The organism is Achromobacter sp. ACM04, from assembly GCF_014851465.1.
GTDB lineage: Bacteria > Pseudomonadota > Gammaproteobacteria > Burkholderiales > Burkholderiaceae_B > Achromobacter > Achromobacter aegrifaciens.
This window is the reverse complement of the sequence record NZ_JACUZS010000004.1, coordinates 677,901-702,922: the sequence shown is the minus strand read 5'-3', so window position 1 is coordinate 702,922 and position 25,022 is coordinate 677,901. Positions and strand designations below refer to the sequence as shown.

28 protein-coding genes are annotated in these 25,022 nt (G+C 64.9%); 23 read left to right on the top strand and 5 right to left on the bottom strand.

Annotation, left to right across the window (positions count from 1 at the left end):
* Positions 1–11: 11 nt before the first annotated feature.
* From rpsE to rplQ, 11 genes are all read left to right on the top strand, one after another.
* Positions 12–533, top strand: a complete 522-nt coding sequence (gene rpsE / locus IB259_RS25165; RefSeq protein ID WP_013397003.1) for a 30S ribosomal protein S5 — start codon at positions 12–14, stop codon at positions 531–533.
* A 3-nt stretch (positions 534–536) separates the two neighbouring features.
* Complete coding sequence (rpmD, locus tag IB259_RS25160; protein ID WP_006216520.1) at positions 537–722, top strand: 50S ribosomal protein L30; 186 nt, start codon at positions 537–539, stop codon at positions 720–722.
* Positions 723–731: 9 nt separating this feature from the next.
* Positions 732–1,172 carry a 50S ribosomal protein L15 gene (gene rplO / locus IB259_RS25155; protein ID WP_059379401.1) on the top strand — a complete coding sequence of 147 codons (441 nt, stop codon included), beginning with the start codon at positions 732–734 and terminating at the stop codon, positions 1,170–1,172.
* Between the two features lie 14 nt (positions 1,173–1,186).
* Positions 1,187–2,512: a preprotein translocase subunit SecY gene (gene secY / locus IB259_RS25150; protein ID WP_013397001.1), complete on the top strand. Its 1,326-nt coding sequence runs from the start codon at positions 1,187–1,189 to the stop codon at positions 2,510–2,512.
* 8 nt (positions 2,513–2,520) lie between these two features.
* Positions 2,521–2,739 carry a translation initiation factor IF-1 gene (gene infA, locus IB259_RS25145; protein WP_003806927.1) on the top strand — a complete coding sequence of 73 codons (219 nt, stop codon included), beginning with the start codon at positions 2,521–2,523 and terminating at the stop codon, positions 2,737–2,739.
* Between the two features lie 34 nt (positions 2,740–2,773).
* Positions 2,774–2,887 carry a 50S ribosomal protein L36 gene (rpmJ, locus tag IB259_RS25140; protein WP_003806928.1) on the top strand — a complete coding sequence of 38 codons (114 nt, stop codon included), beginning with the start codon at positions 2,774–2,776 and terminating at the stop codon, positions 2,885–2,887.
* 43 nt (positions 2,888–2,930) lie between these two features.
* A complete protein-coding gene (rpsM, locus tag IB259_RS25135; RefSeq protein WP_008168996.1) occupies positions 2,931–3,296 on the top strand; it encodes a 30S ribosomal protein S13 in 366 nt (121 codons plus the stop codon).
* Between the two features lie 15 nt (positions 3,297–3,311).
* Complete coding sequence (gene rpsK / locus IB259_RS25130) at positions 3,312–3,713, top strand: 30S ribosomal protein S11 (RefSeq protein ID WP_006216516.1); 402 nt, start codon at positions 3,312–3,314, stop codon at positions 3,711–3,713.
* Between the two features lie 11 nt (positions 3,714–3,724).
* Positions 3,725–4,348 (top strand): 30S ribosomal protein S4, encoded by a 624-nt coding sequence (gene rpsD / locus IB259_RS25125; RefSeq protein ID WP_054457258.1) that lies wholly within the window; start codon positions 3,725–3,727, stop codon positions 4,346–4,348.
* Between the two features lie 215 nt (positions 4,349–4,563).
* Entirely contained in the window at positions 4,564–5,550 is a 987-nt protein-coding gene (gene rpoA / locus IB259_RS25120) for a DNA-directed RNA polymerase subunit alpha (protein WP_006216514.1), read from the top strand.
* A 184-nt stretch (positions 5,551–5,734) separates the two neighbouring features.
* On the top strand, positions 5,735–6,127 hold the full coding sequence (rplQ, locus tag IB259_RS25115) for a 50S ribosomal protein L17 (RefSeq protein WP_192330399.1): 393 nt from the start codon (positions 5,735–5,737) through the stop codon (positions 6,125–6,127).
* Positions 6,128–6,199: 72 nt separating this feature from the next.
* Here the strand turns inward: rplQ and IB259_RS25110 are convergent, their stop codons facing one another.
* Entirely contained in the window at positions 6,200–6,637 is a 438-nt protein-coding gene (locus tag IB259_RS25110) for an HIT family protein (protein ID WP_054457256.1), read from the bottom strand.
* A gap of 122 nt (positions 6,638–6,759) precedes the next feature.
* Between IB259_RS25110 and cutA the strand changes: the two genes are divergently transcribed.
* Together cutA and dsbD are read left to right on the top strand one after the other, a co-directional pair.
* Entirely contained in the window at positions 6,760–7,107 is a 348-nt protein-coding gene (gene cutA, locus IB259_RS25105; protein WP_054457254.1) for a divalent-cation tolerance protein CutA, read from the top strand.
* Complete coding sequence (dsbD, locus tag IB259_RS25100; protein WP_156337431.1) at positions 7,107–8,996, top strand: protein-disulfide reductase DsbD; 1,890 nt, start codon at positions 7,107–7,109, stop codon at positions 8,994–8,996. The genes cutA and dsbD overlap by 1 nt, the downstream gene beginning before the upstream one ends.
* Positions 8,997–9,104: 108 nt before the next feature.
* Here the strand turns inward: dsbD and IB259_RS25095 are convergent, their stop codons facing one another.
* Entirely contained in the window at positions 9,105–9,953 is an 849-nt protein-coding gene (locus IB259_RS25095; protein WP_082401217.1) for an IclR family transcriptional regulator, read from the bottom strand.
* 153 nt (positions 9,954–10,106) lie between these two features.
* Between IB259_RS25095 and IB259_RS25090 the strand changes: the two genes are divergently transcribed.
* From IB259_RS25090 to IB259_RS25060, 7 genes are all read left to right on the top strand, one after another.
* Positions 10,107–11,855 (top strand): FAD-dependent oxidoreductase, encoded by a 1,749-nt coding sequence (locus IB259_RS25090; protein WP_119449744.1) that lies wholly within the window; start codon positions 10,107–10,109, stop codon positions 11,853–11,855.
* A complete protein-coding gene (locus IB259_RS25085) occupies positions 11,852–12,619 on the top strand; it encodes an SDR family NAD(P)-dependent oxidoreductase (RefSeq protein WP_192330398.1) in 768 nt (255 codons plus the stop codon). Before IB259_RS25090 ends, IB259_RS25085 begins: the two co-directional genes overlap by 4 nt.
* A 76-nt stretch (positions 12,620–12,695) precedes the next feature.
* On the top strand, positions 12,696–13,883 hold the full coding sequence (locus IB259_RS25080; protein WP_119449743.1) for an ABC transporter substrate-binding protein: 1,188 nt from the start codon (positions 12,696–12,698) through the stop codon (positions 13,881–13,883).
* 32 nt (positions 13,884–13,915) lie between these two features.
* On the top strand, positions 13,916–14,839 hold the full coding sequence (locus IB259_RS25075; protein ID WP_192330397.1) for a branched-chain amino acid ABC transporter permease: 924 nt from the start codon (positions 13,916–13,918) through the stop codon (positions 14,837–14,839).
* Entirely contained in the window at positions 14,836–16,608 is a 1,773-nt protein-coding gene (locus IB259_RS25070) for an ATP-binding cassette domain-containing protein (RefSeq protein ID WP_192330395.1), read from the top strand. Before IB259_RS25075 ends, IB259_RS25070 begins: the two co-directional genes overlap by 4 nt.
* Before the next feature lie 36 nt (positions 16,609–16,644).
* Positions 16,645–17,355 carry an ABC transporter ATP-binding protein gene (locus tag IB259_RS25065; RefSeq protein ID WP_054457241.1) on the top strand — a complete coding sequence of 237 codons (711 nt, stop codon included), beginning with the start codon at positions 16,645–16,647 and terminating at the stop codon, positions 17,353–17,355.
* Between the two features lie 138 nt (positions 17,356–17,493).
* A complete protein-coding gene (locus tag IB259_RS25060; RefSeq protein WP_119449922.1) occupies positions 17,494–18,378 on the top strand; it encodes a DMT family transporter in 885 nt (294 codons plus the stop codon).
* A gap of 57 nt (positions 18,379–18,435) precedes the next feature.
* Here the strand turns inward: IB259_RS25060 and hemB are convergent, their stop codons facing one another.
* The gene (gene hemB / locus IB259_RS25055) at positions 18,436–19,452 is read right to left on the bottom strand and encodes a porphobilinogen synthase (protein ID WP_119449741.1); all 1,017 of its coding nucleotides are present in this window, start codon (positions 19,450–19,452) and stop codon (positions 18,436–18,438) included.
* Positions 19,449–20,072 (bottom strand): ribosome biogenesis GTP-binding protein YihA/YsxC, encoded by a 624-nt coding sequence (gene yihA / locus IB259_RS25050; RefSeq protein WP_042795930.1) that lies wholly within the window; start codon positions 20,070–20,072, stop codon positions 19,449–19,451. The genes hemB and yihA overlap by 4 nt, the downstream gene beginning before the upstream one ends.
* Before the next feature lie 241 nt (positions 20,073–20,313).
* Here yihA and IB259_RS25045 point away from each other — a divergent pair, with 241 nt between their 5' ends.
* From IB259_RS25045 to ccsB, 3 genes are all read left to right on the top strand, one after another.
* Positions 20,314–21,015: a c-type cytochrome gene (locus IB259_RS25045; RefSeq protein ID WP_042797483.1), complete on the top strand. Its 702-nt coding sequence runs from the start codon at positions 20,314–20,316 to the stop codon at positions 21,013–21,015.
* Between the two features lie 118 nt (positions 21,016–21,133).
* Positions 21,134–23,212, top strand: coding sequence for a cytochrome c biogenesis protein ResB (locus tag IB259_RS25040; RefSeq protein WP_175160055.1), 2,079 nt, complete (start codon positions 21,134–21,136; stop codon positions 23,210–23,212).
* 8 nt (positions 23,213–23,220) lie between these two features.
* Positions 23,221–24,588 carry a c-type cytochrome biogenesis protein CcsB gene (gene ccsB, locus IB259_RS25035; protein WP_054457234.1) on the top strand — a complete coding sequence of 456 codons (1,368 nt, stop codon included), beginning with the start codon at positions 23,221–23,223 and terminating at the stop codon, positions 24,586–24,588.
* Positions 24,589–24,603: 15 nt separating this feature from the next.
* Here the strand turns inward: ccsB and IB259_RS25030 are convergent, their stop codons facing one another.
* On the bottom strand, positions 24,604–24,987 hold the full coding sequence (locus IB259_RS25030) for a DUF4150 domain-containing protein (RefSeq protein ID WP_054457232.1): 384 nt from the start codon (positions 24,985–24,987) through the stop codon (positions 24,604–24,606).
* Positions 24,988–25,022 lie beyond the last annotated feature (35 nt).

The window sequence follows — 25,022 nt, the reverse complement described above, 5'->3', positions numbered from 1 at the left end:
GGATCTGTCAAATGGCTAAAGTACAAGGCAAGAACGCCGCGGAAAAAGAGAACGATGACGGCCTCCGCGAAAAGATGATCGCGGTCAACCGCGTGAGCAAAGTGGTCAAGGGTGGTCGCACCATGAGCTTTGCCGCGCTGACCGTGGTTGGCGATGGCGATGGCCGCATCGGCATGGGTAAGGGCAAGGCGCGTGAAGTGCCGGTGTCCGTTCAGAAGGCTATGGAACAGGCCCGTCGCGGCATGTTCAAGGTCGCTCTGAAGAACGGCACGCTGCACCACACCGTGGTTGGCAAGCATGGCGCCGCTACCGTGCTGATCTCGCCCGCTGCTGAAGGTACCGGCGTTATCGCCGGCGGCCCGATGCGCGCTATTTTTGATGTGATGGGTGTGCGTAACGTGGTTGCCAAGAGCCTGGGCTCGAGCAACCCCTACAACATGGTTCGCGCCACGTTGAACGGCCTGCGCGCCTCCATGACCCCGGCTGATGTTGCTGCCAAGCGCGGCAAGTCGGTCGAAGAAATCCTGGGGTAAATCATGGCTCAGAAGCAGATCAAAGTGACCCTCGTGCGCTCGGTGATCGGTACCAAGCAATCGCACCGTGACACGGTTCGCGGTTTGGGCTTGGGCCGTATCAACAGCAGCCGCGTGCTGGTCGATACGCCCGAGGTGCGTGGGATGATCCGTAAGGTGGATTATCTCGTTTCCGTCTCGGAAGCCTAAGGAATCACCATGTCGGATATGCAACTTAATTCGCTGAAGCCCGCTGAGGGCAGCAAGCACGCCAAGCGCCGCGTCGGCCGTGGCATCGGTTCGGGTCTGGGTAAGACCGCCGGCCGTGGTCACAAGGGTCAGAAGTCGCGTTCGGGCGGTTTCCATAAGGTTGGCTTCGAAGGCGGTCAAATGCCGCTGCAGCGTCGCCTGCCCAAGCGTGGTTTCACCCCGCTCGGTCAGCACCTGTACGCCGAAGTCCGTCTGTCGGACCTGCAAGCCCTGCCCATCGACGAAGTCGACGTGCAAGTGCTGAAGGCCGCTGGCGTGATTGGCCAGGCGGTTCGTTTCGCCAAGGTCATCAAGTCGGGTGAACTCTCGCGCAAGGTCGTGCTCAAGGGCATTACCGCGACGGCCGGCGCTCGCGCCGCCATCGAAGCCGCGGGCGGCTCGCTTGCTTGATCACGAGGTGACGAGTGGCTAACGCGCAGGCATTGGGCAAAACCGGAGCACGGTACGGCGATCTGAAGCGCCGCCTCGTGTTCCTGGTGCTCGCCCTGGTGGTTTACCGTTTGGGTACACACATCCCCGTGCCGGGCATCAACCCGGATGCGCTGGCGGACTTGTTCCGTCAGAACCAGGGCGGGATCCTGGGCCTGTTCAACATGTTCTCGGGCGGGGCGCTCTCGCGCTTCTCGATTTTTGCCCTGGGGATCATGCCGTACATTTCGGCATCCATCATCATGCAGCTTATGTCTGTGGTGGTGCCGTCGCTGGAATCGCTCAAGAAAGAGGGCGAAGCCGGCCGTCGGAAGATCACCCAATACACCCGCTACGGCACGGTTGTGCTGGCGCTGGTGCAGGCTGTGGGCATTTCGGTAGCGTTGGAGTCCCAGCAGGGACTGGTGATCGATCCGGGCATGCTGTTCCGCTTTACGACCGTCGTGACCTTGGTCACCGGCACCATGTTCGTCATGTGGCTGGGTGAGCAAATCACGGAACGTGGTCTGGGCAACGGGATTTCCATCCTGATCTTCGCAGGTATCGTTGCGGGTCTGCCCGCGGCGCTGGCTGCACTGTTGGACCTGGTCCGCACCAACTCGATGTCCGTGCTTTCGGCACTGTTCATCGTGGCTCTGGTGGTGCTGGTTACCGCTTTTGTGGTGTTCGTGGAACGCGGACAGCGCAAGATCACGGTGAACTACGCCAAGCGTCAGGTCGGCAACAAGGTCTACGGTGGTCAAAGCTCGCATTTGCCGCTGAAGCTGAACATGGCAGGGGTGATTCCGCCGATCTTCGCATCGTCGATCATTCTGTTCCCGGCCACGATCACGAGCTGGTTCTCCAGCAGTGAGAACATGCGCTGGCTTAGCGACCTGGCTGCGGCCCTGTCGCCTCGTCAACCGCTCTACATCACGCTGTACTCGGTCGCGATTATTTTCTTCTGCTTTTTCTACACGGCTCTGGTGTTCAACAGCCGCGAAACGGCGGACAACCTGAAGAAGAGTGGTGCGTTTGTTCCGGGCATCCGTCCGGGCGAACAAACAGCGCGCTACATCGACAAGATCCTGATGCGTCTGACGCTCGCAGGTGCCATCTACATCACGTTGGTGTGCCTGTTGCCGGAATTCTTGGTGATGCGCTGGAACGTTCCTTTCTACTTCGGTGGTACGTCCCTGTTGATTATTGTGGTGGTGACGATGGATTTCATGGCGCAGGTTCAGGCCTACATGATGTCTCACCAGTACGACTCGTTGCTCAAGAAGGCTAACTTCAAGGGCGCGGGTTTGCCGATGCGGTAAGCAAAAGAATGTCCAAGGACGACGTCATTCAGATGCAAGGTGAGGTTCTTGAGAACCTCCCGAACGCGACATTTCGCGTCAAGCTCGAAAACGGCCACGTGGTGTTGGGCCATATTTCCGGCAAGATGCGTATGCATTACATCCGGATCCTGCCGGGTGACAAGGTCACAGTGGAGCTCACGCCCTATGACCTGACGCGAGCCAGGATAGTTTTCCGCTCCAAATGAGCGGAACCGGATTACGGAAAATTAGGAGTCAACCATGAAAGTAATGGCATCGGTTAAGCGGATCTGCCGCAACTGCAAAGTTATCAAACGTCACGGCGTGGTGCGCGTTATCTGCACCGACCCGCGTCACAAGCAGCGTCAAGGCTAACTCGGGTTAGCGACTACGCAACGGATTTATTCAAGGAACAGTCATGGCCCGTATTGCTGGCATTAACATTCCGCCGCAACAGCACGCCGAGATCGGCCTGACCGCCATTTTTGGCATCGGTCGTACGCGCGCTCGCAAGATTTGCGAAGCGGCAAACGTACCCTTTGACAAAAAGGTCAAGGATCTGAGCGACGCTGAATTGGAACGCGTCCGCGAACATGTTGGTTTGTTCACGGTTGAAGGCGACCTGCGTCGTGAAGTACAGCTCTCGATCAAGCGTTTGATCGACCTGGGAACCTACCGCGGCATGCGTCACAAGCGCGGTTTGCCCGTGCGCGGCCAGCGCACTCGCACCAACGCCCGCACCCGTAAGGGCCCGCGTCGTGCTGCTGCGTCCCTGAAGAAATAATCGAGGAACTGGATTATGGCGAAAGCTTCCACCAGCGGCGCTTCGCGCGTGCGCAAAAAGGTCAAGAAGAACGTCTCGGACGGCATCGCGCACGTTCACGCGTCGTTCAACAACACCATCATCACCATCACCGATCGTCAGGGCAACGCGCTGTCGTGGGCCACGTCGGGCGGTGCTGGCTTCAAGGGTTCGCGCAAGTCGACCCCGTTCGCCGCGCAGGTCGCTGCTGAAACGGCTGGCCGCGTTGCGCTGGAGTACGGCATCAAGACGCTGGAAGTGCGCATCAAGGGCCCCGGCCCTGGCCGCGAATCGTCGGTCCGCGCTCTGAACGCGCTGGGCATCAAGATTTCGTCCATCGCCGACATCACGCCCGTTCCGCACAACGGCTGCCGTCCGCCGAAGCGTCGTCGTATCTAAAGGGAATCCACATGGCTCGTTATACTGGACCCAAATGCAAGCTCTCGCGTCGCGAGGGTACTGATCTGTTCCTGAAGAGCGCCCGCCGCTCGCTGGATTCCAAGTGCAAGCTGGATTCCAAGCCTGGCCAACACGGCCGCACTTCGGGTGCCCGCACTTCCGACTACGGTCTGCAGCTGCGCGAAAAGCAAAAGCTCAAGCGCATGTACGGCGTGCTGGAAAAGCAATTCCGCAAGTACTTCGCTGAAGCCGAGCGTCGCCGTGGCAACACCGGCGAAACGCTGATCCAGCTGCTGGAATCGCGCCTGGACAACGTCGTCTACCGCATGGGCTTCGGCTCGACCCGCGCCGAAGCTCGCCAGCTGGTGAGCCACCGCGCCATCGAACTGAACGGCCACACGGCTGACATCGCTTCGATGCTGGTCAAGGCTGGCGACGTCGTGTCGGTCCGCGAAAAGGCCAAGAAGCAAGGCCGTATCAAGGAATCGCTCGACCTGGCCACCAGCATCGGCATCCCCCAGTGGGTGGAAGTCGATACGACCAAGTTGACCGGTACGTTCAAGTCGGCCCCCGATCGCGCTGACGTCGCTCGCGACATCAACGAATCGATGGTCGTCGAACTGTACTCGCGTTAATCAGGCCTGCCGGCGCTACCTTCGCAATGCGCCGGCGAGCTGGTCTCGCGACCCGTTTGCACGTCCCGCAGCAGCCCGCTTTCCGCCTTCAGGCGGAGCGGGCTTTGCGGTAAGTATTGGCCGGTGTTTTTCGCGCCGTCCGCATTTCAAGTTTCACCCTGTCCATCAGCCTTATCGGTGTAACGAGCCGAGGGTATTGAAAAGGAACACAGTAAATGTCCACTCAAGGTTTCCTGAAGCCGCGCTCCATTGAAGTCGAACCGGTCGGCACGCACCATGCCAAGATCGTGATGGAGCCGTTCGAGCGTGGCTACGGTCACACGCTGGGCAACGCCCTGCGCCGCATCCTGCTGTCTTCGATGACCGGCTACGCGCCGACCGAAGTCCAGATGACGGGCGTGGTGCACGAATACTCGACCATCCCGGGCGTTCGCGAAGATGTCGTCGACATCCTGCTGAACCTGAAGGGCGTGGTCTTCAAGCTGCACAATCGCGACGAAGTGACCCTGGTTCTGCGCAAGACCGGCGCGGGCACCGTGCTGGCCAGCGACATCGAGCTGCCGCACGACGTCGAGATCATCAACCCCGGCCATGCCATCTGCAACCTGACGGATGCAGGCAAGCTGGAAATGCAGATCAAGGTTGAAAAGGGCCGCGGCTACGTGCCGGGCAACGTGCGCGCGCTGTCGGAAGACCGCACCCACACCATCGGCCGCATCGTTCTGGACGCTTCGTTCAGCCCGGTCCGCCGCGTGAGCTACGCGGTTGAAAGCGCCCGTGTGGAACAGCGTACCGACCTGGACAAGCTGGTCCTGGACATCGAAACCAACGGCGTTATCTCGCCCGAGGAAGCGGTGCGCCAGTCGGCTCGCATCCTGATGGACCAGATCTCGGTCTTCGCCGCCCTGGAAGGCGCTGGCGATTCGTACGAAGCCCCGGTCCGCGGCACGCCGCAGATCGATCCGGTGCTGCTGCGCCCGGTCGACGACCTGGAACTGACCGTGCGTTCGGCCAACTGCCTGAAGGCCGAAAACATCTACTACATCGGCGACCTGATCCAGCGTACCGAAAACGAGCTGCTCAAGACCCCGAACCTGGGTCGCAAGTCGCTCAACGAGATCAAGGAAGTCCTGGCCGCACGCGGCCTGACGCTGGGCATGAAGCTCGAAAACTGGCCCCCCCTGGGCCTGGAGCGTCCCTAAGTCTTGAAAGGGTGCCGCCTCTGGAAAGGGGCGGTTCCCGCAGGCAGCCGGCCTCGCGCCGGCCAGTTTGCGAAACCGTCGTAAAATGCACCGTTTTCTACCGGACCGCGGCCTGATTGCAGGTTGATAGAAGAGCCGGCAACCCGATGGCTGACGCCATCTTTAGATTCAAAGGAAACTTATCATGCGTCACGGTAATGGCTTGCGTAAGCTCAACCGCACCAGCAGTCACCGTCTTGCCATGTTCCGCAACATGGCCGTTTCGTTGATCACCCACGAAGCCATCAAGACCACGCTGCCGAAGGCGAAAGAATTGCGCCGCGTCATCGAACCCCTGATCACGCTGGGCAAGGAGCCCACGCTCGCGAACAAGCGTCTGGCTTTTGCCCGTCTGCGCGATCGCGATGCGGTGGTGAAGCTGTTCGCCGAAATCGGCCCGCGCTACGCGGCCCGTAACGGCGGCTACACCCGCGTGCTGAAGATGGGCTTCCGTCAAGGCGACAACGCTCCCATGGCTTTCATGGAACTGGTTGACCGTCCGGAAGTCGATGAAGCCGCTGAGGACGGCGCCGAATAATTTCGGTAGCTCGATAAGCGACAAGGGCGGGTCTTCGGACCCGCCCTTGTTTTTTTGTGCGGCCGCCGCGCGCTACGAGGCGTGCAGCTCGCTGCGCAGTTGCGCCGCCGTTGCGGCCAGCGCCTCGGTTGCGGGCTGCGGCGGCATCTTGAAGGTCAGGTCCTGCTGCTCGATGTACTGGGTGGACGTGACGTCCTGCGGGTGATGCATGGGGATGACGTGGGCGTGCGCATGCGCCACGTGGATGCCGGTGAAGGCGAAGCCCACGCGTTCCACGTCATACAGGCGCTTCATGTGGCGTCCGAGCTTCTGGCCCAGGTTGAGGATGCTGCCTGCCAGGTCGGCCGGCATATCCTCGTAATAGGGATAGTGCTGCTTGGGGATGATGAGCACATGCCCGGGGCGCACCGGGTGGATATCGAGAAAGGCCAGCAGGCGTTCATCCTCGTGGACCACGTGCGCGGGGATTTCGTGACGGGCGATGCGGCAGAACAGGCAGTTATCGGACATGCGTGCCTCGGTGGGTGCGGGTGGCATGGCGGCGCGTTCAGGCCCGGCGGATCCGGACGATGGCCGCAATACCGATAAAATACCCCGAGTTACGTCCCATACGGGTATCCCGAGGAGCCTCCATGTTGCGAGATGACGACGTTGTGCTGGTCATCAGCAATGCGCCCGACCTGCTGCTGGCCAAGCGGATTGCGCATGTCCTGGTCGAAGACGGATTGGCCGCCTGCGTGAACCTTGGCGCGCCGGGCCTGTCCATCTACATGTGGAAAGGAGAGGTCGAAGGGGCGGAAGAAATCCCCATCCACATCAAGACCACATACGCGCGCCACCAGGCCGTAGTGCAGGCCCTGGCGCAGATGCATCCCTACGATGTGCCCGAGATCATCGTGCTGCCTGTCATTGGCGGCGCGGCGCCCTATCTGGATTGGGTGCGTGAACAGACGGCCGTCACGCAGAACAAGAGAGACTGATGTTGCAACTAGTCGGTATCGGCGCGCTCCGGCGCGAGTCCCGCGCGCCGCGCGCCTTCTTCAGGCAGTGGCTGGCCTTGTTGGCCATGATGCTGCTGTTGCTGGGCTGGCAGGCTGCCGCGCGCGCCGAGGCCGAGTTCCTGGAGCCCGAGAAGGCCTTCGTGTTCAGCGCCGAGATGGTGGCGCCTGAAACGCTGGAACTGCGCTACCGCGTCGCGCCGGGCTACTACATGTACCGCGAGCGCTTCGGCATCACCATCAGTCCCATCGGCGCCGCCAAGCTGGGCGAAGCCGTCTATCCCAAGGGCGAGGTCAAGTACGACCCGACCTTCGAGAAGGACATGGAGGTCTTCCACCAGGACGTGGTGATCCGCGTGCCGGTGGCTGCGGGCGGACAGCCCTTCACCCTGACCCTGACCGCGCAAGGCTGCGCCGATGCGGGGCTGTGCTACCCGCCCATGGACAGCAGCGTGAAACTCACGCCGGTGGCAGGTGGCTATGCACTGGCTGGACCGGGAGGAATCCCGGCCGCCGCGTCTGGCGCATCCAGCGGGCTCGGCGCGCTGGTCAACGCGGGCGACACCGGCCTGGCCGACGCCCTGGGCGGCCTGGGTTGGGTAAAGACCGCCGGCGTGTTCCTGGTGCTGGGCCTGTTGCTGGCATTCACGCCCTGCGTGTTGCCCATGATTCCCATCCTGTCCTCCATCGTGCTCGGCGGGGCCGCGCAGGCCAAGCCGTCGCGCGGCCGCGGCCTGGCTCTGGCCGCGACCTATGTGCTGGGCATGTCCGTCGTTTACACCGCGCTGGGCGTGGCGGCCGGATTGAGCGGGGCCGGACTCGCCGCCTGGCTGCAGACGCCTTGGATCCTGACCCTGTTCGCCATCCTGCTGGCTGTGTTGGCGCTGGCCATGTTCGATGCCTTCACGTTCCAGATGCCTGCCGGCATCCAGGGCTGGCTGTCGCAGCGCTCGGCGCGCATTCCGGGCGGGCGCTACACCGGCGCCTTGGTGATGGGCGCCTTGTCGGCGCTGATCGTCGGCCCCTGCGTGGCCGCGCCGTTGGCGGGCGCGCTGTTGTATATCTCGCAGACCGGGGACGTGGTGCTGGGCGGATCGGCGCTCTTCGCAATGGCCTGGGGCATGGGCGTGCCGCTCTTGATCGTGGGGGCGTCCTCGGGCGCCTTGCTGCCCAAGGCCGGTCCCTGGATGGACGGCGTGAAGCGCTTGTTCGGCATGCTCTTGCTGGCGACCGCCTGGTGGATGCTGATCCCGGTAGTGCCGACCTGGGTGCAGATGACGGGCTGGGCTTTCCTGGCCGTGGTTGCCGCCGTGATGCTGCGGGCGTTCGATGCCTTGCCCGATGGCGCGGGCGCTGCGCGCATGTTCGGCAAGGGTGTGGGCCTGTTGCTGGCGCTGGCGGCCGCGGCCTGGCTGATCGGCGCAGCCAGTGGCGGACGCGACGTGCTGCAGCCGTTGTCGCACCTGGCGGCGCGCGGCGATGCGCCCGTGGGCGCGGCGGCCAGCAGCGGCGAGGTGCACTTCACCCGCGTGCGTAACAACGCGGAACTGGACGCCTTGCTGGCGCAAAGCCGTCAGCCGGTGATGCTGGATTTCTACGCCGATTGGTGCGTGTCGTGCCGCGAGATGGAGCGCTTCACCTTTACCGATCCGGGCGTTGCGCAGCGCATGTCGGGCATGCTGCTGGTGCAGGCCGACGTGACCGCGAACAACGCCGATGACCGCGCGTTGCTCAAGCGCTTCCGCCTTTTCGGCCCGCCGGGCATCATGTTCTTCGAACCGGGTGGCAAGGAGCTGCCCGAGGCGCGCGTGGTGGGCTTCCAGGACGCCAAGCGCTTTACTGAATCGCTGGACAAGGTCCTGCTGCGCTGAACGCGCGCGGCTTTGCCGCAAGCGTGATCCGCCATACAAAAGGCCGCTGCATGGAACCGACCGTGCAGCGGCCTTTTTTTGCCGCGTGGCCTTTCTGTTCTGCGGACGCTAGCCCTGGCGCGTCGCGCGCACGTCGTGGTTCTGCCAGCCCAGTTCAGCTGAGATGGCGTCGGCGCAGCGCTTGATGTCATCGATCAACGGACTGGTCCAGCGCACGTCGAACACGCCGGCTGCGCCGATGGCTGTGATCACCAGCACCACGTTGCCGTTGGAGTCGAACACGGGGGCGCTCAGGCCGTTGATGCCGGGAATGGGGTCGCCCATGGCGCGCGCGACGCCGCGCTGGCGGACTTCGCGCAGGGTCCGTTCGAACTTTTCTGTCTTGCCCAAAGAAGGCACGGCGCCCAGGCGCAGATGGTCTTCATGCAGCAGGCTTTCTATTTTTTTGGGCGGCAGCAGCGCTGCGAACACCTTGCCCGTCGCCGTGTTGGTCAGCGACATGACCGTGCCGGTGCGCATGTTGACGTGGATGGGGTAGTTGGATTCGTGCAGGTGAACGATGACTGGCCCCAGGTTGCCCAGCACCGCGATGGCGATGGTCTGTCCGGTTCTTTCGGCGAACTCGCGCGTCATGGGGATGGCGATCTTGATGGGATCGAGCCGGTGCAGCGCCGCCAGCCCCAGCTGCAGCGCGAGCGGCCCCAACTCGTATTCGCCGGTGTTCGGGTCTTGCCTGACCAGGCCCAGATTGCCGTAACTGACGAGATAGGCGTGGGCGTTGGCGCCCGACATGCCGGCGGCCTTGGCCAGCGCGCCCAGCGGCAACGAAGACGAGTGTTCCAGCAGCGCCAGCAGAATCTTGCCGCCGACTTCGATGGACTGGATGCCGCGCCTGCGCGGCGGCGAGGCAGGAGCGTGATCGGCATTGCGCTTGCCGGAGCTGGGTCTGGTGGCCATTTTCTTTTATCGAATGAGATTGCCTATGTTAGTACTTTCGCTAATCGTGAACCATATTGACATTATCAAACGCGTTCTCTACAGTCGAAAGAATAAGAAGGCTGCCCCGGTTTTGCGATCGGGAGCAAGCCGCCCCAAGGGTATGGAGACAACGTGGAAGATTCTCGTCAATACGACTGCGACGTGTTGGTGGTCGGGTCGGGCGCGTCGGGCATGGCTGCCGCAATCACCGCGGCAACGTCAGGCCTGAAGGTCCTTATCGTTGAAAAAGAGCCGCGCTTCGGCGGCTCCACCGCGCGTTCCGGCGGTTGGCTGTGGATACCGGGCACCTCGCTGGCCAAGGTGCAGGGCATCCATGAAACGCCGGACGAAGGCCGCGCCTATCTGCGCCACGAAGCCGGCGACAGCTACAACGCTGAACGTGTGGATGCCTTTCTGGAGCAGGGGCCGCGCGCGGTGGACTTCTTCACGTCGAACACCGAAGTGCAGTTCGACATGCCGCTGGTGTTCCCCGACTATCACGCGGAAGCGCCCGGCGGAAAGCAGGGCGGACGCTCGATGGTGGCGCGGCCCTACGACGGCCGCAAGCTCGGCGCCCACGTCAGGGACCTGGCGCCCGCGCTGCCCGAGCTGACTGTGTTCGGCATGATGCTGGGCTCTGGCAAGGAGATCGTGCACTTCATGCGGGTCACGCGCTCGCTGGCCTCGGCCTGGTACGTGGCCAAGCGCCTGACCCGGCATTTCCTGGACGTGGCCAGGCATGGCCGCGGCATGACGCTGACCAACGGCAATGCGCTGGCGGGCCGGCTGGCGGCCTCCGCGTTCAAGCTGGGCGTGCCCCTGTGGCTGAACGCGCCGGCCAAGTCCCTCATCATCGAAGACGGCGCCGTGCGCGGCGCGGTCGTGCAGCGCGATGGCGCGGCCGTGCGCGTGCGCGCCGCGCGCGCCGTGGTGCTGGCTTCCGGCGGCTTTCCGTACGACATCGAACGCCGCAAGCAGCTGTATGCGCACGCACCCAACGGCACGGAACACTACTCGCCGTCGCCCACGGGCAATAGCGGCGACGGGCTGCGCCTGGCCGAGAGCGCGGGCGGGCAGGTCAACACCGCCTTGCCCAATGCCGCGGCTTGGGTGCCGGTGTCCGTGGTGACGCGCAAGGACGGCAGCCCGGGCTACATGCCGCACTTCATCGACCGCGCCAAGCCGGGCGTCATCGCCGTCACGCGCAATGGCCGTCGCTTCACCAACGAAGGCAGTTCGTACCACGACTTCGTGCAGGAGATGGTGCGCGCATGCGAGGGGCAGGGCGAGACCTGCGCCTGGCTGATCTGCGACCACAAGACCCTGCGCAAGTATGGTCTGGGCAGCGTGGCGCCGTTCCCATTGCCCATCAAGCGCTATCTGGACACGGGCTATCTGACTCGCGGCGCGTCGGTGGCGGAACTGGCGCAGAAGACCGGCATCGATGCCGGCAGCCTGCGTCAGACGGTCGAAGCATACAACCGGGAGGCGGCGCTGGGCCGCGATCCGCAATTCGGCAAGGGCAGCAAGGCCTACAACCGCTATCAGGGCGATGCGCTGCATGGCCCGAATCCCTGCGTGGCGCCCATCGTGAAAGGGCCGTACTACGCGATCAAGGTCATGATCGGCGACATCGGCACTTTCGCCGGCCTGAAGGTCGATGGCCAGGGCCGCGCACTGAACGAACTGGGGGCGGTCATACCCGGCCTGTACGCCGTGGGCAACGACGCCTGCAGCATCATGGGCGGCAACTATCCGGGCGCGGGCATCACCTTGGGTCCGGCGCTGACCTTCGGCTATATCGCGGGCCAGAGCATTGCCGCCGCCGGCAAGGCCGCAGCGCGCGTGCAGGCGGACGCTTCCGCGCAGGCGGCCGCATGAGTGCCGCGCCGGCGGGACTGCTGCAGGGCAAGCTGGTCCTGGTGACGGGGGCGGGGCAGGGTAACGGACGGGCATTGGCGCTGGGCCTGGCGGCCGTGGGCGCGCGCGTGGTGGCGACCGACGTGCAGGCCGACAACGCCGTGCAGACGGCAGGCGCCATCATCGCCACCGGCGGCGAGGCCTGGAGCCACGCGCTCGACGTGACGGACCCCGAGGCATGCGCGGCGGTCGCGGCGCAGGTGCAATTGGAAGTGGGGCCGATCGACGTGCTGGTCAACAACGCCGGCATCCTGATCCGCGAAGGCATCGACAGCCCGCGCGCCGCCGAGAACTGGCGTCGCGTGCTGGACGTGAACCTGAACGGCAGCTTCAACATGATCCACGCCTTCCTGGGGGCGTTGCGCGCCACGCGCGGCGTCATCATCAACGTCGGCTCCATCGCGTCGTTCGCCGGGGTAGGCGCCACCCTGGGCTATTCGCCGTCCAAGGGCGGCGTGAAGATGATGACGCAGGCCATGGCGCGCGACCTCGCGCCCGACGGCATACGGGTCAACGCCATTGCGCCGGGCGTCATCGAAACGCCGATGACGCAGTACACGCGGGACGATCCCGCCCGGCTGGCGAACTTCATGCAGCGCATTCCGCTGGGACGGGTGGGACAGCCCGAAGACCTGGTGGGACCCGCCGTGTTCCTGGCTTCGCCGATGGCGCAGTACGTGACAGGCGTGTCCCTGCCGGTGGACGGCGGCTATCTCGCGGTATAGCGCCAGGCTCCACGGGCGAGAGGCAGAAAAAAGAATCATCGACGTGCAGCACATCTGAAAAACACAGGAGACAACGATGAAAGCAACGGGGATTTTTTCCACCTTGTCCAAGGCGGCCGTCTTGTGCGCGTTGGCGGTGGGCGCGCAGGCCTACGCCCAGGACATCAAGATCGGCTTTAACGGCGACCTGTCGGCTTCGCCGTCCGCGCAAAGCGGGCAGGCCGCGGTGCTGGGTTTGCGCACGGCCATTGACGACATCAATGCCAATGGCGGCCTGCTCGGCCGCAAGCTGGTGCTGGTGGTGCGCGATGACCTGTCGCAGCCGCCGAAGTCCATCCAGAACATGGCGGACCTGATCGATAACGAGAAGGTCGTGGCCATCGTTGGTCCCACCAATTCCGGCAACGCACTGGCCTGGAAGCACATCCCGAACCAGAAGAAGATCCCCGTCATGGGCGCCATCGGTTCCGGCACCGACATCACCAAGCCCATGCGCGCGGGCGCGGACAACTACATGTTCCGCGTTGGCATGGTGGACCGCGAACAGGTGGACGGCGTGATCGGCTACCTGAAGAAGAATCCCAAGGTCAAGAATGTAGGCTTCATGATCGAGACCACCGGCTACGGCCAGAGCGCGCTCAAGGACCTGGAGGAAGTCGGCGCGGCGCAAGGCGTCAAGGCCGTGGCGGTCGAGAAGTTCGGTGTGGCCGATACCGATATGACGTCGCAGCTGAACAAGCTGAAGGCGGCGGGCGTGGATACGGTGGTGATCTGGGCGCAGAGCACGCCGATCGCGCACGTGTTCCGCAGCATGGAGAAGATCAACTGGTTCCCGCTGACGCTGACCTCGTGGGCGGCGGACAATATCGCCTTCTACGATACGGCGGGCAAGACGCTGTCGGAGAAGCCCTTCTTCCTGCGCACCATCACCGACAACCGCACGGCCGCGCAGCAGAAGCTGTATGACCGCGTGTCGGCCAAGATGACCTCGCCCACCGCGTTCGGCTTCCTGGCGCATGCCTATGACGGCATGAACCTGCTGGGCATGGCGATCAAGCAGGCGAACTCCACCGATGGCGAGAAGGTGCGCCTGGCGCTGGAGAACCTGGATGGCACCTACGAAGGCGCGATGAAGACCTACACCAAGCCATTCTCGGCCACGGTGCACGATGCGCTGCTGGTAAGCGATTACAAGTGGGCGCACTGGCAGGACGGCAAGCTGGTGCCTTACGCCGACGACGTGACCGTCGCCGTCGCCAAGTAGCAGCAGGACAGCGACAGGCATAAGGGGCCATCATGTTGACGACATTGTTGCAGGCGCTCGTCAGCGGGCTAGCAGTGGGGGGCGCTTATGCGCTGGTGGCGCTGGGCTTCAGCATCACGTTCACGACCACGCGCACGCTCAACTTCGGGCATGGGGAATTCGTGTCCGTGGGCGCGTTCATCGGGGTAGGCGCCTTGTTCCTGTTTGCCGGCAAGCCGGTCACCACCGCGGCCTTCACGGGGCTGGAATTGAGCGGTTGGGAGTATCTGCTGGCGGGGCTTGCGGCGGTGCTGGTGATGGGCATGCTGGGCGTGCTGCTATACGTGTTCGGCGTGCGGCCGTTCGCTTCGCGCCCGGGCATGGCGTGGGTCATGAGCACGCTCGGCTTTGGCATCCTGCTGCAGAGCGCCGCGTTCGCGGTCTGGGGACCGGCGCCCGTCACGGTGCCGGCGCCCTTCGGCGACGACGTGATCCGCGTGTTCGGCGCGGGCGTGCGCAGCCAGGAACTGCTGTTGCTCGCCGTGGCGGTGGTGGTGATGGTGCTGTTCGACCGCATCATGAACCGCACGGTGCTGGGCAAGGCGATGCGGGCCGTGGCCGCCAATCCCGCGGTCGCCAACCTGATGGGCATCAATGTGAACGCGGTGATGACCGGCGCCTTCTTCGCCAGTTCGGCGTTGGCCGGGCTGGCGGGCTTTCTGGTCGCGCCGATCACGTCGGCTTCGATATTCATGGGCCTGGCCATCGGCCTGAAGGGCTTTTCCGGCGCGATGATAGGCGGCCTGTCGAATCCGCGCGGCTGCGTGCTGGGCGGCTTTGTGCTGGGGCTGCTGGAGTCCTACGTGAACCTCTGGCAGTCGCAATGGCGTGAAGTGGCGATCTTCGGATTGGTGATCCTGGTGCTGGCGGTCAAGCCCACCGGCCTGTTCGGCAAACGTCTGGCGGAGAAGGTATGAAGCGGCACGGCCAGACCTTGATAACCGTGGCGCTCGCGGCGGCGCTAGCCTTGTTCGCCGCCCTGGTGGACAACGATTACTACCTGCGCATCGTGTTCATGGCTTGCGTGTACTACTTGTGCGCGGCGGGCGTGAACGTGCTGGTGGGGTATGCGGGACAGAAGTCGCTGGGGCAGGCGGGCCTCTTTGCAGCCGGCGCCTACACGGCGGCGTTGCTGACCTCGCGCTGGCAAGTCGATCCATGGCTGGCCCTGGCCGCGGCGCCCGTGGTGGCCGGCGTGTTCGGCGTGCTGATCGCCCTGCCGTCGCTGCGCGTGAAAGGGCCTTACCTGGCCATGGTGACGCTGGCCTTCGGCATCGTCATGGAGAAGATCGTCACCGAATGGGTGGACGTGTTTGGCGGCCCTTCGGGCCTGTTCGGCATCATGCCGCTGACCTGGGGCGGCAACCCGTTCACCAACCAGCAGTGGGTGTGGTTCGCGCTGGTGCTGTGCGTGGCGACGCAGCTCCTGCTGTGCAACGTGCTGGACGGGCGCTTCGGGCGCGCGCTGCTGTCGGTGCAGGCCGACGAGATCGCCTCGTCTTCCGTCGGGGTGCGCGTGTATCGCGCCAAGGTCATCGCTTTCGTGGTGGCGGCCGTGACCTGCGGCATTGCAGGCGCGCTGGTGGCGCAGCAGAACCAGTACATCAATTCGGACTTCATCGGCTTCAACCTGTCGATCTTCATCCTGCTGCTGGTGCTGTTCGGCGGTGCAGGCTCGAAGGCGGGGCCGGCCGTCGGCGCGATTGCGCTGACCATCATCGACGCGATGCTGGCGCGCTGGCCTTCGGTGCAGCATTTCTTCTACGGCGCATTGCTGCTGTTCGCGCTGTACTTCATGCCAGGCGGCGTGATGGGACTGTTCTCGCGCCGCGAGCGGCGGGTCGCGGATGCGCGGCCGCAAGGCGCGGGCGAGGCGGCGGCCCCGCCCGCGGCCAAGCAGGCCGTTGGGGCGCAAGAAGACCTGCTGCTGGTGGTCGAGAGCCTCTCCAAGGCCTATGGCGGCGTGAAGCCGGCGCAGGACATTTCCTTCTGCCTGCGGCGCGGCCACGTGCATGCGCTGATCGGACCGAACGGCGCGGGCAAAAGCACCCTCATCAACATGCTCAGCGGCGTGGTGCTGCCGGATGCGGGCGTGGTCCGCTTCCAGGGCACGGATATCGCGGGCGAGCGGCCGCATGTGATCTGCAAGCTGGGCATCGGCCGCAGCTTCCAGAACCTGCGCCTGTTCGGCGAGCTGTCGGTGCTGGATAACGTATTGCTGGGCCGCCACAGCCGCATGAAGAACGGCTTCTGGGCTTCGCTGCTGGGACTGCCGCGTGCGCGGGCCGAGGAGCGCCGCGCGCGCGAGCACGCCTATCGCCTGGTGCGCATGGTGGGCCTGGAGCATCTGGCCGATACGCCGGCGGGCAGCCTGCCGTATGGCCTGCAGCGCAGGGTGGAACTGGCGCGCGCATTGGCCACCGAACCGACCTTGCTGCTGCTGGACGAGCCGGCGGCCGGGTTGAACCCGCAGGAGACCGCGGAACTGGGCGAGCTGCTGGTGCGCATCGGCGAGTCCTGCGGCATCACGCTGTTGATGGTCGAGCACCATATGGATCTGGTGATGGCGATTTCCGATCACGTGATCGTGCTGGACTACGGCATCAAGATCGCCGAGGGCAAGCCCGCCCAGGTGCAGGCGGACAAGCGCGTGATCGAGGCGTATCTGGGAACCGGCATGGCCTGAGGCCAGGCCATAGGCGTAGGAACAGGCCGTAAGACGATGCTGAAACTAGAATCCGTGCAGATTTCGTATGGCGCGATCCAGGCGGTGCGCGATGTGTCGCTGGAGATCCGCGCGGGCGAGATCGTGACCATCATCGGCGCTAACGGCGCGGGCAAGAGCACGCTCTTGAAGGGCGTGGCGGGCCTGGAGCCCTTGCAGGGCGGACGCGTGACCTTCGACGGGCGCGATATCACGCAGGTGGCGGCGCATCAGCGCGTGGGCCTGGGCCTGGCGCTGTCGCCGGAAGGGCGCGGCGTGTTCGCGGACCAGACCGTCTACGACAACCTGGTGCTGGGCGCCTACATCCGGCGCAGGGATCCCGCGGCAGTGGCCGAAGGCGTGGAGCGCGGCTACCGGCTGTTCCCGCGGCTGCGCGAACGGCGCGAGCAGCTGGCCGGCACCTTGTCGGGCGGCGAGCAGCAGATGCTGGCGATGGCGCGCGCGCTGATGAGCGAACCGCGCCTGCTGTGCCTGGACGAACCCTCGCTGGGGCTGGCGCCTTTGATCGTGCAGGACATCTTCGCGGCGATCTGCAAGCTGCGCGACGACGGGCTGACCATCGTGCTGGTGGAGCAGATGGCCAACCAGGCGTTGGGCGTGGCGGACCGGGCCTATGTGCTGGAGACCGGCCGCATCACCCTGAGCGGCTCGGGCGCGGAACTGCTGCGCGATCCCAACGTGCGGGCCGCATACCTCGGCGCGCATTGAGTCCAGGCCCCAGGCGCGATACCATGTCCGCGGCGCCGCGTGGGCGGCGCGTCCCATTCCCCTTCCAGGCCGGCGCCCGTGACGTCCCCGACAGTTGATGCAAGCCAGGACCGCACAGGTCTTATCTATCTTCAATTGATGTTCGTCATGGCCACATGGGGCCTGAACATCGTCTCGGTCAAGTACCTGACGCTGCACATGGATGTGCAGGCCCTGGCGGCCGTGCGCATCGTCATTGCGTTCATCACAGTCACCCTCATCATCAAGGCCCGCCGCGGCCGCATCCCCCGGCTCGGGCGCGCGGAGCTGGGCTGGGTTGCGCTGGCGGGCTTCCTGGTCGTGTACGCGCACCAGATTGCACTGGTGACAGGCCTGCGGGTGTCGTCAGCCGCGAACGGCACGCTCATCATGGCGACCAGCCCCTTGCTGTCGGCGTTGCTGGCGGCCATCTTCTATCGCGAGAAACTGACGCTGGTGCGCATTTCCGGCGCCTTGCTGGGTCTCCTGGGCGTGGGCATGGTGGTGGTCGGCAGCGGCGCGCGGATCGGCCTGACGGGTTGGGGCGATGCGATCGTGTTCGTGGCGGTGCTGGTGTTCGTCTGCGGCGGGCTGGTGATCCAGCGCATGTCGCGCAGCATGGATCCGCTGGGCATGCTCTGGTACATGTACCTGGCCGGCGGCCTGATGCTGGTGGTGCACGCGGCGCTGACGCCCGCGTCCTACCAGGGCGATACCTGGCAGATGACGTGGTGGCCGTGGCTGGTGCTGCTGTTTTCCGCGGTGATCGCCTCGGGCGTCAGCAACATCGTCTGGAATGCCGGCATCGCGCGGCTGGGCATCAGCCGGGCAGCCTTGTTCGTGAACTGGCTGCCGATCTTCGGCCTGCTGTTCGCGGCCCTGTTCCTGGACGAGCACGTCACGCCCACGCACGTCGCGGGACTGGCCTGCGTGCTGGCGGGAACCTGGCTGGGATTGCGGCGCGGGGCGCCGGCAGCGGGCCGCAATGCGGCCGCCAAGACTTGATTTGCGGCAGGCTTCGCGGGCGGCCCATGGTGGCCTGGCCCGCGATGCCGCAAGCGCTTAACGCTGGTTCTTCAGCAGCTTCGCGGCTTCGATCGCGAAGTACGTCAGGATGCCGTCGGCGCCGGCGCGCTTGAACGCCAGGAGCGCTTCCATCATGACCTTGTCGTGGTCCAGCCAGCCGTTGGCGGCGGCGGCCTTGATCATGGCGTACTCGCCGCTGACCTGGTAGGCGAAGGTGGGCACGCGGAACGTGTCCTTGACCCGGCGCAGCACGTCCAGGTAGGGCATGCCGGGCTTGACCATGACCATGTCGGCGCCTTCCTGCAGGTCGGCGGCGACTTCGCGCAGGGCTTCGTCGAGGTTGCCCGGATCCATCTGGTAAGCCATCTTGTTGGACTTGCCCAGGTTGGTGGCCGAGCCCACGGCGTCGCGGAACGGGCCGTAGAAGGCGCTGGCGTACTTGGCGGAGTAGGCCATGATCTGCGTGTGGATGTGGCCGTTGGCTTCCAGCGCGCGGCGCACGGCGCCGATGCGGCCGTCCATCATGTCGCTGGGCGCGACCATGTCGACGCCGGCCTCGGCTTGCGTGAGCGCCTGCTTGACCAGGATTTCGACGGTGGCTTCGTTGATGACGTAGCCGTTCTCGTCGATGACGCCGTCCTGGCCGTGGCTGGTGTAGGGGTCCAGCGCCACGTCGCACAGAATGCCGAGTTCGGGGACGTGCTTCTTCAGTTCACGCACCACGCGCGGGATCAGGCCATTGGGGTTGGTGGCTTCGATGCCGTCGGGCGTCTTGAGCGAGGGGTCGATGGCGGGGAACAGCGCCAGCACGGGAATGCCGAGGTCCACGCATTCGCGGGCCACCGGCAGCAGCGTGTCCAGCGAATAGCGGACCACGCCCGGCAGCGACGGCACGGCTTGCTGCAGGCCAGTGCCTTCGGCCACGAACACGGGATAGATCAGATCGTTGACCGTCAGGGCGTTTTCGCGCACCAGGCGGCGGGTGAAGTCGTCGCGGCGCAGGCGGCGCGGGCGGGATACCGGGAATTCAGGGGAGATGATCTGCGGGTTCATGGTACGACCTTGGGTGAAATCCAGTTTTCTATGTGCGCGCCGGCCTCTTCCAGGCCGATGCGTTCAGGCGCCGAGAAGGGGATGGTGTGCAGGGCGCCGATATCGGCCAGGTCCTTGCGCACGGAGAACACGGTGCGCACGCGCTGGCCGTAGGGCAGCTTGTCGGCCTTGGTCAGCAGCGCCAGCACCGGGCGGCCGGTGGGGGCGATGAAGTTGGCGAGGCGGCGGTCCAGTTCGGTGACGCCGCGGCGGATGTCGATGAGCAGCACGATGCCGGCCAGCGATTCGCGGTCGCGCAGATAGCCGCCCAGGATGTCGGCCCATTTTTCTTTTTCGTCGCGGGCCACGGAGGCGTAGCCGTAGCCGGGCAGGTCGACGAGATAGCCGATGTGGCCTTCCGGATCCAGCGGGTCGGGCAGGCTGAACATATTGATCAGGCGCGTGCGGCCCGGCGTCTTGCTGGAGAAGGCAAGGCGGCGCTGGTTGCACAGCACGTTGATGGCCGTGGATTTGCCGGCGTTGGAGCGGCCGACAAAGCAGACCTCGGGAGCGCCGGCGGCCGGCAACTGGTCGAGGCGAGCCGCGGACGTGAGGAAAGAGGCGCGATGTAGGAGGGACACGGGTGGCTTTGGATACGGTTGGTTTCGAGCCCTATTGTATAATCCGGCGTTTGCAACAGTGGTCCCCGTGCGCGGAGCCGTCTTTTTTGCTTACTGTTTCGCTTGCTGAACGCTTTATCCGGCAAGTTCGCAGCAACATCGCAGGCAGGAAGGCAAAACAGGTTCGATACGGTATTCCAGGGTGTGCGGGCAGGCGTGGGCGCCTTTTTGCGCCTTGATCGATGCGATCGTCGAGGTCTTCATGAAGCGTGTGCTGTCCCGGATGTTGGTTGCGAGCGGGCTGTTGCTCGGCGCCTCCGCCTTATCTACTACGAGTTTCGCCGCCGAAGGCGCCGCGGGCCCGGTAAAACCAGATGCCGCCAAGGGCGGACAGCTGTTTGACCAGGGTGATGCGGCCAGGGGCATCATCGCCTGTGCGTCCTGTCATGGCGCGGCGGGCAATAGCACCATCCCGGTGAACCCCAACCTGGCCGCGCAGTCCCACGAGTACCTGGCCAAGCAATTGGCCGACTTCCAGGTCAAGCCCGGCGCCAAGCTGCCGGTGCGCAATGGCGCGGGCGGCAATCCCACCCCGATGACGGCCATGGCGCAGAACCTGACGCCCGCCGACATGCAGAACATCGCGCTGTACCTGGCGCAGCAGCCGCTCAAGGAGCCCGCCACGGCCGGCCAGGAGAAGCTGGTTGATCTGGGTCAAAAGATCTGGCGCGGCGGTTTGCCTGATCGCAAGGTTCCGGCTTGCGCCTCGTGCCATTCTGCCAATGGCGCGGGCATTCCCAGCCAGTACCCCCGGCTGTCGGGCCAGTTCCCCATGTACATTGAAGAGCAGCTGAAGCTGTTCCGCAGCGGCGACCGCAAGAACGACGTCATGTTCGCTATCGCGGACCGCATGTCGGACGCCGACATCAAGGCCGTGTCGGACTACGCCGCCGGTCTGCGGTAGGCGCCAGCCCGCCACGCGCGCGGCTGGTCCGCGTTCTGCAAACTCAGCGCAGCGGAACCTGCTTCCGCCGCGCGCTGTCTATGAGGGGGGTAGCCGATAGCGCGGCCCCCCTTTTTTCATGAATTCGACCCGTACACACTCCCGTCCTTCCCTGCGCAGCCTGCCCGGCGATTTCTTCGAATTGCTGGGTTCGATGCGTTTCGCCGTCAGCCTGCTGATGTTCATCTGCGTGGCGAGCCTGGTCGGGACCGTCCTGCAGCAGAACCGCTCGTCCAACAACTACATCGATCAGTTCGGGCCGTTCTGGTTCGAAGTGTTCGACAAGTTCTCCATCTGGCACGTCTACAACAGCTGGTGGTTCCTGCTGATCATGGGGTTCCTGGTCGTGTCGACCTCGGTCTGCCTGATCCGCAACGCGCCCAAGATGCTGCGCGATGCGCGCTCGTTCCGCGAACATGTGCGCGCCAGCAGCTTGCGCGCCTTCCCGCACCGGGTGGAAACCGAAGAGCCCACCGACGTGCCGCAGACGGCTGCGGGCCTCAAATCCCTGTTGGGCCGGCTGGGTTATGCGGTGCGCGAACGCCAGGATGCGGATGGCGTGCTGCTGGCGGCCAAGAAGGGCAGCGCCAACCGCCTGGGCTATGTGTTCGCCCACGCCGCCATGGTCATCATCTGCATCGGCGGCCTGCTGGACAGCGAGTTGCCGGTGCGCCTGCAGGTCATGTTCGGTGGTAAGAAACCCATCGTCGAAAACATGCTGATCTCGGAAGTGCCGGAAAGCGGCCGCTTGTCGGTCGACAACCCGAGTTTCCGCGCCAGCGTCCTGGTGCCCGAGGGCGGCCAGGCCAGCACGGCGGTCGTGATGGTGGGCGACGGCGCCCTGGTGCAGCCCATGCCCTTCACGCTGAAGCTCAAGAAGTTCGTGGTCGACTATTACTCCACCGGCATGCCCAGCCGCTTCGCCAGCGAGGTCGAGGTCACCGACCCGGACACCGGGAAGAGTTTCGATTCCACCATCGAGGTCAACGAGCCGCTGCGCTTCAAGGGCATGACGGTCTACCAATCCAGCTTCGACGACGGCGGCAGCGCGGTGACGCTGAAAGGCTATCCGCTAGTAGGATCTGACGCCGCTACCTTCGCGGTTGACGGTACGGTGGGCAAGACCAGCGAAGTAACCGCTCACACTGCCCGCGGCGCGCGCAGCATGGGGATCGAGATCACGGCCCTGCGGCCCATCAACGTCGAGGATCTGACCGGCGGCGTGCCCAAGGGCGGCAACCAGAGCTTTGCCGACCATGTCGCGTCGGTGTCCGGCAGCGCTGCAGGCAAAAAGAACGAAAACCTGCGCAACGTCGGTCCCAGCGTCGAATACAAGCTGATCGACGATGCGGGCCAGGCCCACGAATTCCAGAATTACATGCTGCCCGTCGAGCTGGACGGCGCCGCCGTGTTCCTGGCCGGAGTGCGCAACAACGCCTCCGAGCCGTTCCGCTACCTGCGCATTCCGGCGGACGACGACAGCTCGATCGCCGAATTCATGCGCCTGCGCGCGACTCTGGCCGACCCCGCAGCGCGCCAGGAGGCCGCGCGCCGCTTCGCGGAACGCAACAGCCCGGCGGGGACGGATCGCCAGCCCCTGCAGACGGCCGCCGAGCGCGCCCTGGAAACCTTCGCCTCCGGCGGCTTGCAAGCCGTGGCGGCGTTCCTGCAGGCCAACACGCCGCCGCAGGACCTGGAGCGGGCAGCCGACGTGGTGATCCGCCTGATCGGCGCCAGCATGAACGAGTTGCGCGCCATCGAGCGCGAGCGCGCCGGCCTGCCCCCCGTGGCCACCGAAGGCCCGGAGGCCGAACGCGCCGCCGTCTGGTCGCGCCTGTCCGTGGCCGCGCTGTCGGACCTGACCGTCTATCCGGCGCCGGTGTTCCTGTCGCTCGCGGACTTCAAGCACGTGCAGGCCAGCGTGTTCCAGGTCAGCCGCACGCCCGGCAAGAACACCGTCTACCTGGGCAGCCTGCTGCTGGTCCTGGGCGTGTTCTCGATGTTCTATATTCGAGACCGCCGCATCTGGATCTGGATCAAGCCGCAAGGCGGCGGCAGCAGCGTCCTGGCGGCCATGACGTCCCAGAAGCGTACACTCGACTTCAACCAGGAGTTTGAACGCTTCAAGCAGGCGCTGCTGCGCCAGAAGAGGTCTTAAGGTTTCCTATGTCCACTACGACCACTACGCATCCCGCGCCGGCGCAAACGTTGGCTGCCTCGCCTGATCAACTTTGGCAGGACGCCCTGTCCGAAACCGGCGACGGCCGCGCGCAGCGCGGCAGGCCCGATTGGACCGACGTCGTCTTCTTCTTGTTGCTGGCGGTGGGTGCGGGATTCGCGCTGACCCGCTACAGCAACGCGATGGACTATTACGAGAAGATCATCCTGTGCGGCACTGTGCCGGTGTTGGCCTGGATGGGCTGGCTGTGGCGCCCGCTGCGCCACCTGATGGTCGCCTGTGCCATTGCGGCGGGGTTGGCGCTGATGCTGTACGGCAATGACCTGGCCCGGGCCGAGCAGGTGTTCTTCCTGAAGTACCTGTTCTCGTCGCAGTCGGCCATCCTGTGGATGTGCGCGCTGTTCGCGCTGGCCATGGTCTGCTACTGGATCGGCTTCTTCAGCCCTACCGCCGCTTGGCTGGGCACGGCGCTGAGCTGGGGCGCGGTGTTCGCCGGCGTCACGGGCCTACTGGTGCGCTGGCGCGAAGGACACTTGATGGGCCCGGACCTGGGCCACATCCCGGTCAGCAACCTGTATGAAGTGTTCGTGCTGTTTGCGCTGATCACGGCGCTGTTCTACCTCTACTACGAACGCAAGTACGCCACGCGCGCGCTGGGCGGCTTCGTGATGCTGGTGGTGACGTCGGCCGTGGTGTTCCTGCTGTGGTACTCCTTCACGCGCGACGCCGGGCAGATCCAGCCGCTGGTGCCGGCGCTCAAGAGCTGGTGGATGAAGCTGCACGTTCCGGCCAATTTCATTGGCTACGGCACCTTCTCGCTGGCCGCCATGGTGGGCTTTGCCTACCTGGTGAAACAACATGGCCAGACCACGTCCTGGGCCAAGCTGGCGCCGCTGTTCGTGCTGGGCGTGCTGCTGTGCGCCGAGCCCATGGTGTTCCGTACCGATGGCCTGTCGGCCACCTGGATGCTGTACTTCGGCGTGGGCGCGGTGATCGTGGGCGCCATCCTGCTGGGACGCCGCCGCATCGCCGCGGCGCTGCCCTCGCTGGAAGTGCTGGACGACATCATGTATCGCGCCATCGCGATCGGCTTCGCGTTCTTCACCGTCGCCACCATCCTGGGCGCGCTGTGGGCGGCCGACGCCTGGGGCGCGTATTGGCAATGGGACCCCAAGGAAACCTGGGCGCTGATCGTCTGGCTCAACTACGCGGCCTGGCTGCACATGCGCCTGATCAAGGGCCTGCGCGGGACCATGGCGGCCTACTGGGCGCTGATGGGCCTGCTGATCACCGGCTTCGCCTTCCTGGGCGTGAACATGTTCCTGTCGGGCCTGCACTCCTACGGCGAACTGTAGGCGCTGACGGCCTGTTCAGGCAGTCAGCACGACCATCACCGGCTGGGGCGAGTACACCTTGACGCCAGGCGCATTGATGGTGTTCTGCAGGGTCAGGCTCGTCATGCGGACGATGGGCGCGCCGCGCACCAGCATGGTGAACGCGCCCGTCATGTAGCGCGACTGGCCCATGAATGTCTGCGAGATCAGGCCGCCGCCCACGCCGGCGGTATCGCCCAGCGTGACCGGTATCACCGTCGCCATGTTGTGCACCGGCGCTGCCATCAACCATACATTCCAGACCACGGGGATACCCATGGACGAGGTCGCCGTGTCGATGTGCGGCACCGGCGGCACCGGGGTCTTGCAGACGTCGGGAACGCCCACGGCCAGGCTGGGCAATTGGCAGACTGCGAGCATGTTGATCTCCTTAGTTGGCGAGGGGGCGGCGATGC

Excerpts from the sequence above, each read along its gene's own strand:
- rpsE (WP_013397003.1), top strand. The coding sequence starts at position 12 with ATGGCTAAAGTACAAGGCAAGAACGCCGCGGAAAAAGAGAACGATGAC.
- rpmD (WP_006216520.1), top strand. The coding sequence starts at position 537 with ATGGCTCAGAAGCAGATCAAAGTGACCCTCGTGCGCTCGGTGATCGGT.
- rplO (WP_059379401.1), top strand. The coding sequence starts at position 732 with ATGTCGGATATGCAACTTAATTCGCTGAAGCCCGCTGAGGGCAGCAAG.
- infA (WP_003806927.1), top strand. The coding sequence starts at position 2,521 with ATGTCCAAGGACGACGTCATTCAGATGCAAGGTGAGGTTCTTGAGAAC.
- rpmJ (WP_003806928.1), top strand. The coding sequence starts at position 2,774 with ATGAAAGTAATGGCATCGGTTAAGCGGATCTGCCGCAACTGCAAAGTT.
- rpsM (WP_008168996.1), top strand. The coding sequence starts at position 2,931 with ATGGCCCGTATTGCTGGCATTAACATTCCGCCGCAACAGCACGCCGAG.
- rpsK (WP_006216516.1), top strand. The coding sequence starts at position 3,312 with ATGGCGAAAGCTTCCACCAGCGGCGCTTCGCGCGTGCGCAAAAAGGTC.
- rpsD (WP_054457258.1), top strand. The coding sequence starts at position 3,725 with ATGGCTCGTTATACTGGACCCAAATGCAAGCTCTCGCGTCGCGAGGGT.
- rpoA (WP_006216514.1), top strand. The coding sequence starts at position 4,564 with ATGTCCACTCAAGGTTTCCTGAAGCCGCGCTCCATTGAAGTCGAACCG.
- rplQ (WP_192330399.1), top strand. The coding sequence starts at position 5,735 with ATGCGTCACGGTAATGGCTTGCGTAAGCTCAACCGCACCAGCAGTCAC.
- IB259_RS25110 (WP_054457256.1), bottom strand. The coding sequence starts at position 6,637 with ATGTCCGATAACTGCCTGTTCTGCCGCATCGCCCGTCACGAAATCCCC.
- cutA (WP_054457254.1), top strand. The coding sequence starts at position 6,760 with ATGTTGCGAGATGACGACGTTGTGCTGGTCATCAGCAATGCGCCCGAC.
- dsbD (WP_156337431.1), top strand. The coding sequence starts at position 7,107 with ATGTTGCAACTAGTCGGTATCGGCGCGCTCCGGCGCGAGTCCCGCGCG.
- IB259_RS25095 (WP_082401217.1), bottom strand. The coding sequence starts at position 9,953 with ATGGCCACCAGACCCAGCTCCGGCAAGCGCAATGCCGATCACGCTCCT.
- IB259_RS25085 (WP_192330398.1), top strand. The coding sequence starts at position 11,852 with ATGAGTGCCGCGCCGGCGGGACTGCTGCAGGGCAAGCTGGTCCTGGTG.
- IB259_RS25080 (WP_119449743.1), top strand. The coding sequence starts at position 12,696 with ATGAAAGCAACGGGGATTTTTTCCACCTTGTCCAAGGCGGCCGTCTTG.
- IB259_RS25075 (WP_192330397.1), top strand. The coding sequence starts at position 13,916 with ATGTTGACGACATTGTTGCAGGCGCTCGTCAGCGGGCTAGCAGTGGGG.
- IB259_RS25070 (WP_192330395.1), top strand. The coding sequence starts at position 14,836 with ATGAAGCGGCACGGCCAGACCTTGATAACCGTGGCGCTCGCGGCGGCG.
- IB259_RS25065 (WP_054457241.1), top strand. The coding sequence starts at position 16,645 with ATGCTGAAACTAGAATCCGTGCAGATTTCGTATGGCGCGATCCAGGCG.
- IB259_RS25060 (WP_119449922.1), top strand. The coding sequence starts at position 17,494 with ATGTTCGTCATGGCCACATGGGGCCTGAACATCGTCTCGGTCAAGTAC.
- hemB (WP_119449741.1), bottom strand. The coding sequence starts at position 19,452 with ATGAACCCGCAGATCATCTCCCCTGAATTCCCGGTATCCCGCCCGCGC.
- IB259_RS25045 (WP_042797483.1), top strand. The coding sequence starts at position 20,314 with ATGAAGCGTGTGCTGTCCCGGATGTTGGTTGCGAGCGGGCTGTTGCTC.
- IB259_RS25040 (WP_175160055.1), top strand. The coding sequence starts at position 21,134 with ATGAATTCGACCCGTACACACTCCCGTCCTTCCCTGCGCAGCCTGCCC.
- ccsB (WP_054457234.1), top strand. The coding sequence starts at position 23,221 with ATGTCCACTACGACCACTACGCATCCCGCGCCGGCGCAAACGTTGGCT.
- IB259_RS25030 (WP_054457232.1), bottom strand. The coding sequence starts at position 24,987 with ATGCTCGCAGTCTGCCAATTGCCCAGCCTGGCCGTGGGCGTTCCCGAC.